Here is a 15,948-nt window from a genome sequence, read left to right on the forward strand (position 1 = left end):
ATGTAGCAGTGCCTGGATATGGTTCCGTCACTCAGAAAGTTGAAGCTAAGGATAATGAAGTTCCTCTCCCAGTTGGTAAAGTTAATATTGACGCTATAGTAAGAGCATTTGACAATTTCCTTAATTTTGCAGAAGAATTTATCGAAACAAAATATGAGGAATTGACAAGTCAAAGCAGTTCTTCTAGAGTTTCTTCTAATTAAAACAAGATGAAAATTATTGTATATGTATAGTAAATTAGCTCTTAAGTCTATCGCCATATATCAAAGCATATATGCATTGACAATTATCTATTCTGTCATGAACTTAATTATTAATCACTTAGAGGGTTTAGGTCTTGGTTATTTAGTGTTTTATTCGATTATAACATTTTTATTTATTTTAGTATTGATTACTAATGTAGAATTAATTATTTCATCAAAACCTTTGGTATTATACTTGAAGTTTAATTATATATTCTCAATTTTTCAGATATTTAAAGTTAAGGTATTGGGATTGATGTTAGAAATCTCTAGTGGTCTTCAAATTATTCCTTATTTTGAGTATGTGAATAATGTTAGTGGTGGTGTTAGAGTGGATCCATGGAGTATGATTTTTACTTTGTATTATAATAATAAATCAGCAGGATTATATTTCGGAATAAACCTAATATCTGTTTTAATTCTGGCTGTATATTATATACTATACAAGAAAAGAAAAGCTATCATTACAGAGCCCACTACTGAGTGAAGACTTTGACTTCGTTCTTGATAAAAGTTAGTTTGTAACTAACATAACGATGTAAGAACATTTAAACGAGCATAGAAAATCCCGGCAGAAGCGTCGGGATTTTTAGTATCTAGCTCGGAGAATACCACGACTGAATACATCGGTAACCGGGTATATACCAACGGGCAGCTGAGCTTTTTCTCTACTGAGGAAGGTCGTGCCATACCGGTGGAAGAAGGTGAGGGCACGCGCTGGCATTTTGAGTATTATTTAAAAGATCACCTGGGCAATACGCGTGTGACTTTTGGCGGCAGTAATATACCGGGGGCAACGGACCTGGTACAGGTCAGCAACTACTACCCCTTCGGCATGGTGATGAACCAGGAGAATTTTAATGCCGGGGGTTTGAATTACCAGCAGAATCAATATCTTTACAATGGCAAGGAGCTTCAGACTAACGAGTTTGAAGGAAGCGGATTAGACTGGTATGACTATGGAGCCAGAATGTATGACCCGGCGATAGCAAGATTTACTACTATAGATCCACTTGTTGAAGATTACAGCAATCAATCACCATTTTTATATGCTTATAATAATCCAATTCGATATACTGACTTTCTTGGAATGGGTGCAGAAGATGAAGTAGATGAAAAGGAAAATAATGATAAAGAAAAGAAAAAAAAGGAAGATGAGAAACCTAAGCATGGAGATAAGGATAAAGATGGTAATATTTATCATCGACATGGAGGATGGGTTACTCAAGAGCAATTTAATAACTGGGAAGAATTAGGAAGTACCAAAAGAGTTAAAGGTCCAGAATATGCTGGCAACTTTTGGGATTTTGCAAATAAAATTAATAATGGAGGAAATCGTCAATGGTCTGATCCCGATACTGGTATAGAGTATTATATAGATGACGCTGGGAATATTATAGGCCTTGTGCCAATGGGAGGTATTGGTCCCGCGCCAAGTATGAATACAATTAAAGTTTCCTCTATAATATTAAGGAATCCGAAATTAATAAAGGCCGCATTAAAAGCTTGGAAGTCTAACCCTAAAGGATTCTTAAATTTATTAAGAGAATTAAGTAAGGGTAATCTTAACCTAGGTATTGGGACAAAGAATTTAAAAGAAGGAATAAGCTATTTAAGGCACAGAGATGGAGCCAGAATCTTCTTTAAAAACTCGAAAGAAGGAGTTGAAATAATAGGTTATGCTAATAAGTCGAATGAAGCTCAGGTAATTAAAGAAATACTAAAAATATTCTAATGCAGAAATATAGGATTGAATTTATCGATGAGGTGAAAGATGAATATAATGATAATGTTGACATCCAAGTTCATTATAATTCATCAAAATATATTGCAACATTTTTCACATTAAAGAATATAGAATATATAATGCAACAATATTCGATAAGCGGTGAATGTAACAACGGAAGCTACTTTTGGGCATCTAATAGTGTTATTGTACAATCTCTCAAGCATGCATGTCTAGAAAGTGTAATAGGGAGTTTAATTGAAACCGACGAATTTTTTGATGTATTTGAAAAAATAAGTTAAGCTAAAAATAGTTTGCAACTAACATTAAGAACTATTAAATGAGCATAGAAAATCCCGGTCCCGCACACAGTCTGGATCGGGATTTTTCATCTCCCTGATGCAACATCTGAGACTGACAGTTCTGAAAGTGAAGCTAAACAGGATAATACAAAGGTGGTTATTGATGTGAACTTTTTTCAAAGAATTTTTGAATATATGGATGAAAATGATGTTAATAAAGTTGTAATTGATTTTTAATGAAGACAATGATTAAGTATTATAAAGATTACGCTTTAATTCTCTTAGGATTAATAATAGCGTTGAGATTAATTTTGATATTTATTCTTCAAGATTTATCGGTTATATTTTATACTTTCCCATATGAATTAAAAAATTGGTTACTTATAATTACCTATTCCTTGTGTATTTCATACCTAGGTTATTGTAATATAAAAGAGAAACCATTTTCGAAACAACTTGAGAAATTTATAATTTATGGTATACTAATGGAAAGGTTATTGTTCACTTTTTCAAGTACTGGTAATATTGTTGTAAGGTCATACTACCTACCATTGTTTATACTCTTTGTAGTGACTTTATTTAGTAATAAATGCAAAATTAAAAATGAACTCGTAATTATATTTTTAAATCTAATATTAATTGGAGCTACTAAATTAATCTTTAACCTTGTGGAAAATCTATAATTTAAGAATATTAACAAAGCCACGCTGAAAACAACGTGGCTTTGTTAATACCTTAAAATGGATCTTTAACCTGATCATTATAATCATTAACTAATGAGTGGAGCTCGGCATAGATTGTATCTATGTCGTCTATTAAAGTTAGTTTGCAACTTATATTGCGAAGCAAGAACATTTAATTGAGAATAGAAAGCTACTTTAAAGATAGTGTGGCTTTTCAAAACAAATTTATTCTGTAGCTGCAGACTTCGCATAGATTGGGCTGTAAAATATACTATTACTCTCTTTAAAAAAGGGGTTAGAGACCATATACAACCTAAGATGGTTGAACAATTAAAGAATATCTAAAATAGTTAATACCATGACAAGGAATGATTTATATTATAGATTAATCGTTATTCTAATTGTATCATTACTATTAATTCCCTTCGGGTTAAATCAATGCGATAAACAAATTGTTATTAATGATTATGACCAAACATTAGGCTGGATAATTGACTATAATGAATTTGGTATTGGGCCTAATACTTACTTGACTTACGAGTTCATTGTGGGCAATTATAAATACTCTAGAGAAATTAATGGGCCATATATTAAATTCCCTGAATGTGAGGACGACATCAAACTATGTAAGGATAAACGATTTCTTGTCATCTATTCAAAGAAAAATCCAAAAAAAAGCTTAATTAATCTTACAAGAGAATTCAAAAAAGGGGATATCCCTTCTATGCCTAGTGAGTTGAAGAATTTTCAATAATGAATTTTGTAATATATCGGAAGTTAAAGAAAGTAAATTCTTACTCCGTTCTCCTTAGTCACTAAAATGGTGAATGAGCTTGGTATAGACTGTATCTATGTTATATTAAAAAAGTTAGTATTCAACTAACGTTGCGAAATAAGAACATTTAATTGAGCATAGAAAATCCCGATCCCACACAAAGTCGGGATCGGGATTTTTCTACACAAGTTGATTATTTTATTTCTTATTACTCTTTGTCTTAGCTGAATACTTCTTTAAATAAAACTGATGCATCACCCAGGCTTCAAATTTATTTATACTTTTAGCACCTCCTAAAAACTCAGCTTCAATAAATGCTTTGCAGGCTTTTTCCAATACCTGGCACACTACAAAGGCCTCATCTAAGTCACGCCCCACACAAACTGCACCATGATTGGCCATTAGAGCAGCATTACGCCCTTTAAGGGCTTTCACGGTGACCCGAGTTATTTTTTTTGTGGATGGCAAAGCATAATCGGCCACACGCACGTTAGGGCCTATGATCTGGGCCTGATCATCTAAAATTGGCGGTACCTCGCGTCTGGCCGCTGCCACGGTTGAGGCATTCATCTGATGAGTATGAATAACTGCGTTAATCTTCTTGCGAGTCCGGTAGATTTCGCAGTGCAGCTCCTTTTCTGACGATGGTTTAATGGGTCCTTCGTACTTAGAAGTGTGGTAGTTAACCAGTACAATATCATCGGTTGTTAATTCTTCATAAGGTCGTCCGCTGGGTGTTATCAGCATATATGTATCATCGATTCGGATGCTGATATTGCCCCATGTGCGTGCGACTAATCCTTCGGCCAATAATCGTTTACCGCCTTCAATTACTTGTTCTTTATATGGTAATATTTTTTTTTCCATTTGTTTAGATTAATCGTGTTATAATGAAGATTTAAGACGCAAGACATTAGATTTAAGACAATTTACACGATGTGTATATTCTTTATTCATCTGATAATGTAGTGCTTTTATCCATTATAGATATTAGTTATGTTAAATCGATCGAGATTCGCTTGAGCATAAGCTTTTTTCAATCCTCTATAAACGGCTTTATAAGATGTAAACAGTCGCTCGTACAGTTCCTTTTGATCCGGATCAGGCTTGTAAACGGCTTTTTGTCTGATAAAAGCGTTGACATCATCAAAGGAGTTAAAAACACCTTCGGCTACAAAAACACAGACTGCCGCTCCCATGGCACCCGATATGGTCGGGTTTTCAACTGTTTCAACATTTAAACCCGTTATATTGGCAATACCCTGCATCCATTTTTCATTGACTGAACCACCACCAATAGCTCTTATCCTTGAAGGTTTAAAACCAAAATCCTGTTTAAAGTTATCAAATATCCACCTCAGGTTAAATCCGACCCCCTCGAGCATGGCATTAACCAGGTGACCACGCGAATGTTCCAATCCCAGGTTAAACACAGTGCCTCGTGTTGTCGTGGTGCTGACCGGACAACGTTCGCCCAATAACCAGGGTGTAAAGATCAGGTTGTCAGATCCCGCCGGTATTCCTTTTGTTTCCTGATCAATAAAAGAATAGATATCCGTTACGCGAGGGTCATTTTTTTCATAATGGTAGAATTTTTCAATCATCCAATCGAAGTTAGATCCTGCCGACTCGGTAATACCAACTACGATATTTTTTTCCGGATCGGCACTCTGTAATACAGCAGCTCCATTTTTATGCTTCAGGTTGCGGGAAGTAATTATTCCTGCCCAGGCCGAAGTACCCAGGTAGATATGTGCTTCACCTTCGCCATTTGCACCCGAACCTATTGCTGCGCTTTGAGTATCATCACAGCCACCATATACACCAACAGTTGAAGGAAGGTTCATTTCGGCTGCTACCTCTGGCAATAAAGTTCCTACCTTATCGGTTGATTTCACTAAAGGTGGGAACTTCTTAACATCGATTCCCGCTACCTTAAATAATAAACGCTCCCAGTCTTTCTTTTTAACGTCGAATCCATAGGAGCATGCTCCCGACCATTCAAATACCTTTTTATCTGTTGCTTTGAACTTGAGATAGCCATTGACATCAACAATGGTTTTGGTACGATTGTACACATCCGGCATTTTTTGCTTCATCCATCTTAATTTGGGAATTACATCCTTACCAGTAATTTCTACTCCAATCAATTTCTTAAAGATGGTTTTACCACCCAGCAGGTTCATTAATTGCCGTGCCTGATCTTCAGCTCTGCCATCTACCCAGGTAATGTTGTTGTTCAGCGGCTTATCTTCTTTATCCAATGCAATGATGCCCATGGCCTGAGTCGAAAATACCATCCCCAAAACAAGACTTCCATCCACTTTCGATTCTGTCATTAGCTGGCGGGTATTCGAAACAATGCCTTGCCAATAATCTTCAGGATTTTGCTCCACCCATCCGGGATGTGGATAATGAAAATCGTACCCGGCTTTAGCTGTTGTAATGATTTGCCCACTCCGATTCACCAACACCGATTTTACACTGCTAGTTCCCACATCGTGAGCAATCACATATTTTTCACCTACAGAATTCATCAATCGACCCCTTCGATATGCTTAAACACTCTCTCAAATCGCACTAATGCATCGTCAATCACCTCGTCGGTATCAGCCATGCTGGTATACATACGGCTGCCAGCGAGTGTAACCAAACCTTCGGCCATATAGGCGGCCCCCATTTCTTCCATCATGTGTTTACGCGACTTAATCTCTTTCAGCGCTTTTGGCAGAGTCCATGGTTTTTTAAGATTTACCTCAACAAACATGGTTGCTGATGTTTCGAGATGACAAACGGAACCCTGATTATAAGCTACGAAGGGCAAGTTGTATTTGGTAATCAATTCCTGCAGGCCTTTGGTTAGCCTGTCCCCTGCTCTTCCGGCTTTCTCACAGGCATTGTTCTTTTCTATTTCCAATAAAGTATAATAGCCAGCTGCCGAACTCAATGGATTGGCTGCCATTGTTCCGCCAACCATTGCTCTTTTTTTGGCTCCCTGCAAACCGGCTGCCAAATAAGCCATGTATTCGTCTTTACCTCCAAGCCCACCTGCTGACGGATAACCTCCTGCCACAACCTTACCAAATACAGTTAAGTCCGGCTCAACATTATAATATCCTTGTGCTCCCGAAATACCTACCCGGAAAGCTGTAACTACCTCATCGAAGATAAACAGGGCACCATACTTCTTACAAAGTGCCTGTACTTTTGCATTATAATCAAATTCGACCGGACGCGTTCCGCTCTCAGGGCCAATGGGCTCCACAATAACAGCGGCAGTACCGCCCCGTAGTCGGTTCATTTTCAGTTTGTGCTCCAATGTGGCAATGTTGTTTGGCTTCACCTCTTGCGTGTGCTTTGAACAACTTCGAGGAATACCATGTGCTTCAAAACGGCCTGTTCCGGGGATACGCATGCCGTATACCATCTGATCACTCCATCCATGGTAAGCTCCTCCCACTTTGATCACTTTTTTATTACCGGTAGCCAATCGTGCCACGCGGATAGCAGCCATTACTGCCTCTGTTCCACTACCTAACATGCGGAATTTATCAACCACTTTAAAATTTTTACAGATAAATTCGGCAATTTTCAGCTCATACTCATGAAACAAACCGGTGGACGGCCCGCACTCCTTAATAGTTTCAAGTGCCTTTTCTTTAACCGCCGGATAGTTACTGCCCAATACAGTTGGTCCTCCTGCCTGAAGAAAGTCAATGTATTGATGACCATCAGCATCATATAAATAAGCACCCTCGGCCTTTGTAAATACCAAAGGGAAAGGATAATTAAAGGCGAGGTTATGTTGCACGCCTCCGGGAATAAATGATTGCGCTTCTTCAATCATCTTTTTAGATGTTTGACACTCATCCTCAAAAAACTTCAGATAACTTTCCATCTGTTCCCGCTTCACCGGTCGGATAGGTTGGTTGATTAATTGCTTAAGTTTTTGATATATCTCTTTAACATCGTGATAAGATGAGATGGAAAATGTATTTGCACTCATAGTCAGAATTAAATATTTTTATTAAGTAATTTTTTAAATCGTCGCAGTAATTGGTAGCGATCATAGGGTGGATAACGGAATGGTAAATCAGGCGCTTTTTTCTGATGCACCGATTTGTAATGGCTAAAAGTATCGAAGGACGCTTTACCATGGTACTTGCCAATCCCGCTATTACCGACACCGCCAAAAGGCAGATTTTTATTCACATAGTTTAATAACACATCATTGATACACACATTACCTGAGGAGGTGCTCATTGTGACTTGCTTTACAAACTGTTTCTTTTGTGAAAAAATGTTGATTACTAAAGGCTTCTCTCTTGAGTTAATAATCTCCAGGGCTTCGTCCAATGAATTGTAAGTGATAACCGGTAAAACAGGACCAAAAATCTCTTCCTGCATTAATTCACAATCCATCGACTCCGGCTTTATGAGAGTTGGTGTTATTTGTAAGGTATCCTCACTGCAAATACCACCATATAAAATTTCGCCCTGGATCAGATAAGCTGTTAATCGCTCATAGTGTTTTTTATTAATGATTCGCGTGTAATCACCCAAACCACTGTTGAGAAACTCCTTGGTGTAATCAGTGAAACAACTGATAAAATCATTTTCCTGATTATACGGAAGCAATATAAAATCCGGTGCCACGCATGACTGTCCAGCGTTGAAATATTTAGCCCATGCAACACATTTGGCCACTTGCTTTATATTCACATGCTCATCTACAATTACCGGGCATTTTCCTCCGAGTTCTAATGTGACCGGAGTCAGATATTTCGATGCGGCCTTCATTACTATGCGCCCTACTTCAACGCTTCCGGTAAAAAAGATATAATCGAACCGACATTGCAATAAAGCAGTGGATAACTCAATACCACCCAAATGCACACTCACATACTCTGTTTCAAACACCTCCTTTACCATCACATCAATAAGCGCCGAAGTGTTTGGCGTTAGTTCTGATGGCTTCACTACAGCGGTGTTACCAGCAGCTATGGCCCCGATCAAAGGAGACAGGCACAAATCTAATGGATAATTCCATGGTGATATAATTAATACTTGACCGTATGGTTCGGGAGTTACCCAAGCTTTTGAAGGAAATAACAATAAAGGAGATGCCGCTCCACTCTTTCTACTCCATTTCTTTAATTTGCTTATGCTAGTATCTAACTCATGAATGGTACCCATAAACTCCCCAAGAAAGGCTTCCTGCTCAGGTTTGTTCAGGTCGATCTTTAACGCTGAGTATATCTCCTGCTCGTATTTAATGATAACTTCCTTAAGCGCTTTAAGTTTTTTTATCCGGTTTTGAACACATAATGTTTTGCCTGATCGAAAGAAGCACTTCTGCTGCTGTATTACCTTGGCAAGCTCATCATGCAAGTTCACTTTGTTAAGAGTTACTTCTTCTTCGTTCATTATATAGTTTTACTTTTTTGTAATGGTTAACTGATGCTGCCCTTTTGTTTGCGGCCAGTACATCAGTATATCTTCCACGGCATCATATGCCAACTGATCGCCCGATGAATATACATAAAATTCATCATCGAAAATATATGGTGGTAAATGAATTTCCGTCGGAAAATCAGATACTTCGCCTGTTCTAAACTTAATGGTTACTTCCTGTTTTTTATAGTCCCATGCATACTCTATTAACTCACCATTTATCTTTTTAGGATATGGTCTGACAGCAGCTTCCAATGCTCGTCCTCCACTGTTTATGTCTGTTTTATCTTGCTGCTGCGAAAGACTGAATACGGATAAATCTTCCCCATTCCAGTGATCACCTCGCTCGTTGTTGTTATCAGCAGTATAATTCCATAATGTGTAATGAAGAAGGTTCTTTTCTACGATATTAAAGCATCGATCCAATGCCTTCTCTTGCTTTGAGAAATCACCTGTTCTATATGCTTTTCCTTTATTCAGATCGAAGGGAATTCCAAATTCACCTAACAAAGACGGGACATCTCCATATTTCTCATGGGTTTCATCAATCATATCGCTCAATACTTTTTCGTAAGCCTTTCGAACGGTACTTGATCCAACGATAACTTTACCTTCGACCAAACCTAAGAATGGCCAGTACTTTTTCTTAACCAGTGTCACATCATCGTACCAATGAGAACCGTTTATCCACTTAACATTGCTGTATTTCTTCAGATCAGGCAATGGATGCGGTAAGGGAAACAGGACATTATCAACACATATCAGCCAATCGGGGTTAACTGCATTGATGACCTGAGCATATTTCACTGCAAAAGGTTCGTAATAACGCTTATTAAAATCATCATCATTCAATGAAAAGTAATCTTTATCTATAACTGTAGGTTGACTATTGTTATCGTACTCCCAAACTCCATGCTGTTTCCAAATACAGCCATCAATATTGTTCCACGCAGAGAGCTTACCCGCGTTAAGTACTACTTTGCCCTCATCTTTTAATGCAAAGGCTCCCATACTAAAACTATCTATTGGCACTGTATTTCCATCTCCCAAAAGCATTCCTTCAAATGGTGTTGGCACCGCACCTAAAATATCTGTATTAAATGGTTCTTCTATGTTTTCAAGTCCAAGGAAACCGGATGATGGCTCATTCATTAGCTCAAAGCCAACTACATTGGGTAAATGAGCAACACGCCTGGCAACTTCCTGCATTGCCTTAATATAGTGTTCCTGCAAATAATTCTGTATGGATTGATCGTTCACTTTCAAATTTGGAGCAAAATCATTTCCTCCGAAAAACAAGGTAAACATGGTTGTTGATGCCAATTTATAATAGTTACTAAACCATATCATTTGAGGATAAGGATCTCCGCAAACATTATGAACAAAGGCCGCACCTGTTTCATGAAAATTACGTGGATTCATACCCGCCACCTCCATCGTCCATATGGGTGCGCCATCACCTCCTGTGTGCCGGCTCCATAAATCCTGATGCGGATCAATCAATACATTCAAGCCATATTCATTGGCTTTTGAAATAACCGCTTCGATATAATCAAGATAGTCCGTATCGTATATTCCCGGTCCTTCATGCTCTATCGCTTCCCAGGTAACAATGAATCGTAGAAAATGAAAACCCCATTCTTTTAATCGTCTGAAATGGGTATCAGCCTCATTCAGCGGAAATGGCCTGCCAACAAAAGAAATATCTTTCCCGTTATAGAATCCGTCCTGAACATGTGATCCCATTCTTGGAGAATAAGGCACTTTGGAGCTTCCACCCAGATTAATTCCCCGAAGAAACATTGTACGTCCGCTTGGATCAATGAACTGATCTCCATCTGTGGTAATATTCAAATCTGAGTTCATGACAGGAACACGATCTGCTTTGATTTCTGATGAATGATATTTAGGTAAGCGTTTATAAGATCTCTGACAACTGCTATTATTCAGTGAAAGTGCAATTAAGATGATTACAATGCAATTCTTCATTTTGTGAGGTATATATTATTACACAGACAAAATTAGCAGGCACCTTATCAATCGCATTCATTAAAGTCCAAACCATGTCCAAATAATAAAATGAAAAGCTCCAGATTAGCTAAAACAACTGAATTACAGAGCATTAATTTCAACTAACATATATACTTAAGCTCACACTTTTCTTTATGATGGCATATTCCCCTTTCGAAACTGAGCTGGTGTTAAACCAGTATATTTTTTAAACAAATCGTGAAAGGAAGATTTAGAATTAAAACCTGAATCAAAGCCAATAGCTGCCAAAGTATAATTCTGATATTCGGGAGTCAGAATACGCCGTTTCGCCTCCTCCACCCGGTACTCATTGATTAAGGTAAAAAAGTTCTTTTCTAACTTTACATTCATTAACTCTGACAATTTATATTGAACCATATTTAAGGCTTCTGCCAGATCACCGATCGTCAGATTCCGTTGTAAAAACGGTTTTTCTGTTACCAGGTAATGCAATAAACGTTCGATATCTTTATCCTCATTTTGAGGTAACTCCTCAGCTACAGGCTCATTCATACCTTCCGTCTTTTCATAACGCTCGAATTGTTGCCCTTCAAAAATCGCATCTTGTCGAAATCCCCAAAAACTAAACGAATAAATGGCAACCAACAACCCGCAGTGCAAGAAAATAGCACCATCGAAAAGAATAATATTAGACATATAAAATAGGGTGTCGATGATAATAAATAAGGCAAAACCACCAAAAACAAACTTACTCAGCCATCTTAACCATGAAAGATTAAGATGTGGAGAGTCTATCGAATAGGTATCTTTAACGTTTTCTTTGTGCTTTGCCAGGCGCACTCTGATTACTCTCCAGTAATATATGGATTGTATCAGGAAAAAATTAAAGTTTATAACATAAATGATACCTATCGAACTTCCGTTAGGGAATGGAATCTTCCATGTATCAAATTGACGGTGCCATATAAGGGCAAGGCTTCCAAATACTATAAAAGGCAGAAAATGTAAAAAAAACCTGTGTGGCAAATGCCCATGTTCAGAGGTGAGAATGTGAGAATAGATATAAATCAATGGACCAAAAAGAAGTGGAAACACAATAAAGTCAGGTAATTCGGTTGCATACACAAAGTTGAATAACGAATATGCTAACTCTACTCCACAAGCTGCCAGAAATAAAATCAAAATCTTATCAGCAAGTATTAACTCTTTATTACGTCCAATCAGAATAATTGAAAAAACAACTTGTACGATACCTACAATAAAAAATGCTTCCATGCTATTCTTCTAAATTAAACGATTCTCTTATTCCATAAAGATAAAAGAACAAATCAATTGAAAAACAAAATGTATGCTAACTGATTATATAGAGTTCTTCATCTTGATGATACCAATTAATTACGATCCATTCATTTATAGATCGATAATCAATAAAAACAAAAGCTCACAGGCGACATGAGTCCCGAAAGCTTTTGTTTACACATAACATTATCAACTATTTGTCAGCAAGTTTAAATACCAATGCGTAATATTCTTTGTCTGAATTACGAATTTCATCAGGAATATTAATATGAATGGCTCCACCCTTTTTATTCCATTTAAGGTTGCCATCGTATCCCAGTAGTTTTATCGTCTGATCTTTCCTGATTTTCAATGCAGTAAAAGATATTGTTTCCGTCAACTTCTCATCTTTATCAACCAGGTAAAATGCATTTACACTTCCATCACTATTAACGGAATAGCGCTCCTTGCCATGTCCAAACTTTTTACGACCAGTTGTATTGTAGATAGCTTCACCGTTAACTGACATCCATTCTCCTATTTCTTCAAAGCGCTGATACACTTCATCAGGCCAGGTTCCTTCAGGGCTTGGTCCAACATTAAGCAGTAAGGAACCATTTTTTGATACCACATCACATAACATATGAATCACTTCGCGTGACGACTTATAAACACCATTGGGAGTATAAGACCATGAACCACTCAGGGTTATACACGATTCCCACGGCTCTTCGAAGTAACGATCCGGTATAAACTGTTCAGGTGTCAGGTAATTTTCATTGGGTCCTTCAATATGGCGATCTACTACAAGTAGTCCTGGTTGTTTTTCCCTTGCCTTACTGGCCATTTCTGAAATTTTCAAATCCTGATCCTGTGGAATATTTAACTGGGTATATCCACTTTTTAGAAATAAGCCATTAATAAAGTTGATGAGTTTCTTTTGTCCTTTCGTCAAGGGTCGCACCCATCCGCCATCCATCCATAAAATATCAACCTGTCCATAGTTGGTCATTAGTTCATCGACCTGCCCATGGAAAAAATCAACAAAGGCCTGCCACCGCTCCGGATATTTCTCGATGCTATAATTCACGTTACGATCTGGTGTGGTAAAATTCGGCCACCAGAAGTTTTCATTATGCCAATCCGGCTTTGACAAATAGGCTCCAATCATAAAATCCTTTTTTCTGAACTCATCAAAAATGGCTTTTGTTACATCTGCCTTTGGATTGGTATGAAAGGGACATTCCTTCGAGGTTATTTTGTAATCAGACAGTTGCGTATCAAACATATTGAAACCATCATGATGCTTGGTGGTAAAAACCATGTATTTCATTCCTGCTTTATTGGCAGCCTCAGCCCATTTCTCAGGATTAAATTTGGTTGGATTAAATGTCTTTTTCAAAGCGACATAATCACGTTTAAATGCTTCATAATTGGGATTCTCACGTCGACACCACGGCTCATCTTCCGCGCACAGAGCCCATGATTCAACGATTCCCCATTGACTGTAGGTGCCCCAATGCATAAACAAACCAAATTTGAGTGTTCGCCAATCATCCAGCTTTTGCTTCACAGCCGAATCTTCAACAGGGTAGTATTTGTTGAGTTTGGTTTGCGCTTCTATTGAAGAACCTATTAGTAATATTAATAACAGACCTATATATTTCATCGTTGCGTGATTTATTTGCACTTTTCTTCTGTATTGAAGGATTAAGCTTTCAATATATTAGTATTACTACTCTGCAGATGTTAGTGAAATTACTTCAGAATCACTGGCCTTCATCTGGATTGTTATTTCACGCTTTTGATTTTTTCCTAACGGTTCAATAACGATGTAACCTGCTTCACTTCCTTCTATTGGCTCAAATCCTATATTACCGGCATCTGGTGAGATTTCGATGTTTTTGTGTGAAACATCGGCCAATGTCGGCACATATATCCGTGTTGGTGCTTCAATTTCGGCTTTTTCATTCCAACTACATGTCAGTTTGCCACTTTCGGGTTCGTAGCCGTATCCGTTTAAACTTCCGGCAATCACATACGGATACGGACGTACAACCCCGTATTTGAAATATGAATATTTTTCAGTTCCCTGATGATATGCCCAATAGGTATTATTAAACAGGAACCTCTCAAAAAGTCGTAAATTTTTGTGAGCCAATCCTAAACGACCAGGGGATTCTCCACCCAATGCTCCCCATTCACCAATTAAAACGGGAATGTTCATACGCTGTCCGCTGGCATGAATTCTTTCGAAGATCATTTCCAAACGCTCATCGCTTGAGTTAGATAATTCATCTGTATCTACCAACAAATCATATCCATGGGCAGCATATACTATTTGCGAATCTTTCTCACCATTGCTTAGTTTAAAAGGTTCCAACGCAGTGTACACTCCACTATTGCAAAAGTAACTATGGTTAAAGAACAGAATTTTATCCTTACTGACTTCACGGATGGCATTGGCCACTTTCTGATAAAATGCTTGTAACGGACCTGATTCAAATGCACTATTCAGTTCATAAACCGCATCCATTACTTTGCCAAATCTTTCTTTATCTGCCACATTTTTCAATGCCTCATAACGTCCCTTTGTATCTGCCCACTTCATCATCACTTCTTCAACAGATATTGTTTTACCTGTTTCAGCACTTATCATCTGGGCATAGGCATTAAACATGACCGGCATATACATGAGGGCTTCTGATCCTGCAAATGGTTCATTCATTATATCAACTCCAATTACTGTTGGATTATCAGCGTATCTTTTAACCACATGCTGCCATGCTTTGGCATACCGGTCCTGCACTCCCACTCCATCAGAAACTGGCTTATTAGCCCAAAAATTATCCCAACTGGTTTGAACGGCTGGTGATATTAAGTATGCATCGCTCCAAACAGCGCCAGTTATGTGTTCTTTACCTTCATCAAGGGTTGCCCATTCCGGAGCTCCGTCGCTATATTTAACACTGAATAAATCCTGATGCATATCTAAGAAAACGAAAAGCTCGTTAGCTTTTGCCAATTCAATTTGGGCATCTATTTTTTTGAGATATTCTTCATTGTAAACACCAGGCTCTGGTTCTAAACCATCCCAAATAATCCCAAGGCGGATAACATTAAAACCCCACTTTTTGAAACTCTCAAACTCTTGGGCTCCTTCTGGTCCGATATAGCCTTGCTTTGGATTTTTATTAACAAGGTTAACTCCATTTAATAGAACTTGCCTTCCTAATTGATCTACAAAATAATCTCCTTTTACACTAATTTTCTCGATAGTATAATTACCCTCATAGTTTTTTGTCCTTTCAGTATTCAGTGAGCATGCTGCCAATATGAATATCAAATAAAGTCCTGTGATAATTAATTGTATATATTTCATTTTTCAAATGTTTTTATTCCCGATTAAAGGATAAGTCCTTGATGAATACCTTTAAAATTGGGGATGAATGGAATTAAGTCGGCTCAAAAATAGTTCGATATACCTGAACAATAA

At 37.7% G+C, this 15,948-nt stretch carries 13 protein-coding genes; 5 read left to right on the plus strand and 8 right to left on the minus strand.

The genetic code is table 11. The features are described from left to right. From AC4MRQ_RS09940 to AC4MRQ_RS09960, 5 genes are all read left to right on the plus strand, one after another. A partial coding sequence (locus AC4MRQ_RS09940) for a hypothetical protein (RefSeq protein WP_491197518.1) occupies positions 1–203 on the plus strand: 203 nt, incomplete at its 5' end. A 22-nt stretch (positions 204–225) separates the two neighbouring features. After that, the gene (locus AC4MRQ_RS09945) at positions 226–729 is read left to right on the plus strand and encodes a hypothetical protein (RefSeq protein WP_491197519.1); all 504 of its coding nucleotides are present in this window, start codon (positions 226–228) and stop codon (positions 727–729) included. A gap of 207 nt (positions 730–936) precedes the next feature. Further along, the gene (locus AC4MRQ_RS09950) at positions 937–1,977 is read left to right on the plus strand and encodes an RHS repeat domain-containing protein (protein WP_491197520.1); all 1,041 of its coding nucleotides are present in this window, start codon (positions 937–939) and stop codon (positions 1,975–1,977) included. Beyond that, positions 1,977–2,270 (plus strand): hypothetical protein, encoded by a 294-nt coding sequence (locus AC4MRQ_RS09955; protein WP_491197521.1) that lies wholly within the window; start codon positions 1,977–1,979, stop codon positions 2,268–2,270. Before AC4MRQ_RS09950 ends, AC4MRQ_RS09955 begins: the two co-directional genes overlap by 1 nt. A 1,041-nt stretch (positions 2,271–3,311) precedes the next feature. Then, positions 3,312–3,707 (plus strand): hypothetical protein, encoded by a 396-nt coding sequence (locus AC4MRQ_RS09960; protein ID WP_491197522.1) that lies wholly within the window; start codon positions 3,312–3,314, stop codon positions 3,705–3,707. Positions 3,708–3,926: 219 nt separating this feature from the next. Here AC4MRQ_RS09960 and AC4MRQ_RS09965 read toward each other — a convergent pair whose 3' ends face one another. From AC4MRQ_RS09965 to AC4MRQ_RS10000, 8 genes are all read right to left on the minus strand, one after another. Continuing rightward, on the minus strand, positions 3,927–4,595 hold the full coding sequence (locus tag AC4MRQ_RS09965; protein WP_491197523.1) for a class II aldolase/adducin family protein: 669 nt from the start codon (positions 4,593–4,595) through the stop codon (positions 3,927–3,929). A gap of 107 nt (positions 4,596–4,702) precedes the next feature. Then, positions 4,703–6,265, minus strand: a complete 1,563-nt coding sequence (locus tag AC4MRQ_RS09970) for a xylulokinase (protein WP_491197524.1) — start codon at positions 6,263–6,265, stop codon at positions 4,703–4,705. Next, positions 6,265–7,734 carry an aspartate aminotransferase family protein gene (locus tag AC4MRQ_RS09975; protein ID WP_491197525.1) on the minus strand — a complete coding sequence of 490 codons (1,470 nt, stop codon included), beginning with the start codon at positions 7,732–7,734 and terminating at the stop codon, positions 6,265–6,267. The genes AC4MRQ_RS09970 and AC4MRQ_RS09975 overlap by 1 nt, the downstream gene beginning before the upstream one ends. Positions 7,735–7,742: 8 nt before the next feature. Further along, positions 7,743–9,155, minus strand: coding sequence for an aldehyde dehydrogenase family protein (locus AC4MRQ_RS09980; protein ID WP_491197526.1), 1,413 nt, complete (start codon positions 9,153–9,155; stop codon positions 7,743–7,745). A 9-nt stretch (positions 9,156–9,164) separates the two neighbouring features. Beyond that, positions 9,165–11,171 carry a glycoside hydrolase family 5 protein gene (locus AC4MRQ_RS09985; protein WP_491197527.1) on the minus strand — a complete coding sequence of 669 codons (2,007 nt, stop codon included), beginning with the start codon at positions 11,169–11,171 and terminating at the stop codon, positions 9,165–9,167. A gap of 174 nt (positions 11,172–11,345) precedes the next feature. Further along, positions 11,346–12,449 carry a helix-turn-helix domain-containing protein gene (locus AC4MRQ_RS09990; RefSeq protein WP_491197528.1) on the minus strand — a complete coding sequence of 368 codons (1,104 nt, stop codon included), beginning with the start codon at positions 12,447–12,449 and terminating at the stop codon, positions 11,346–11,348. 217 nt (positions 12,450–12,666) lie between these two features. Next, a complete protein-coding gene (locus AC4MRQ_RS09995) occupies positions 12,667–14,121 on the minus strand; it encodes an alpha-L-fucosidase (protein WP_491197529.1) in 1,455 nt (484 codons plus the stop codon). A gap of 66 nt (positions 14,122–14,187) precedes the next feature. Further along, a complete protein-coding gene (locus tag AC4MRQ_RS10000; RefSeq protein ID WP_491197530.1) occupies positions 14,188–15,834 on the minus strand; it encodes a cellulase family glycosylhydrolase in 1,647 nt (548 codons plus the stop codon). Between the last annotated feature and the right edge of the window lie 114 nt (positions 15,835–15,948).

This window comes from Carboxylicivirga sp., assembly GCF_982718395.1.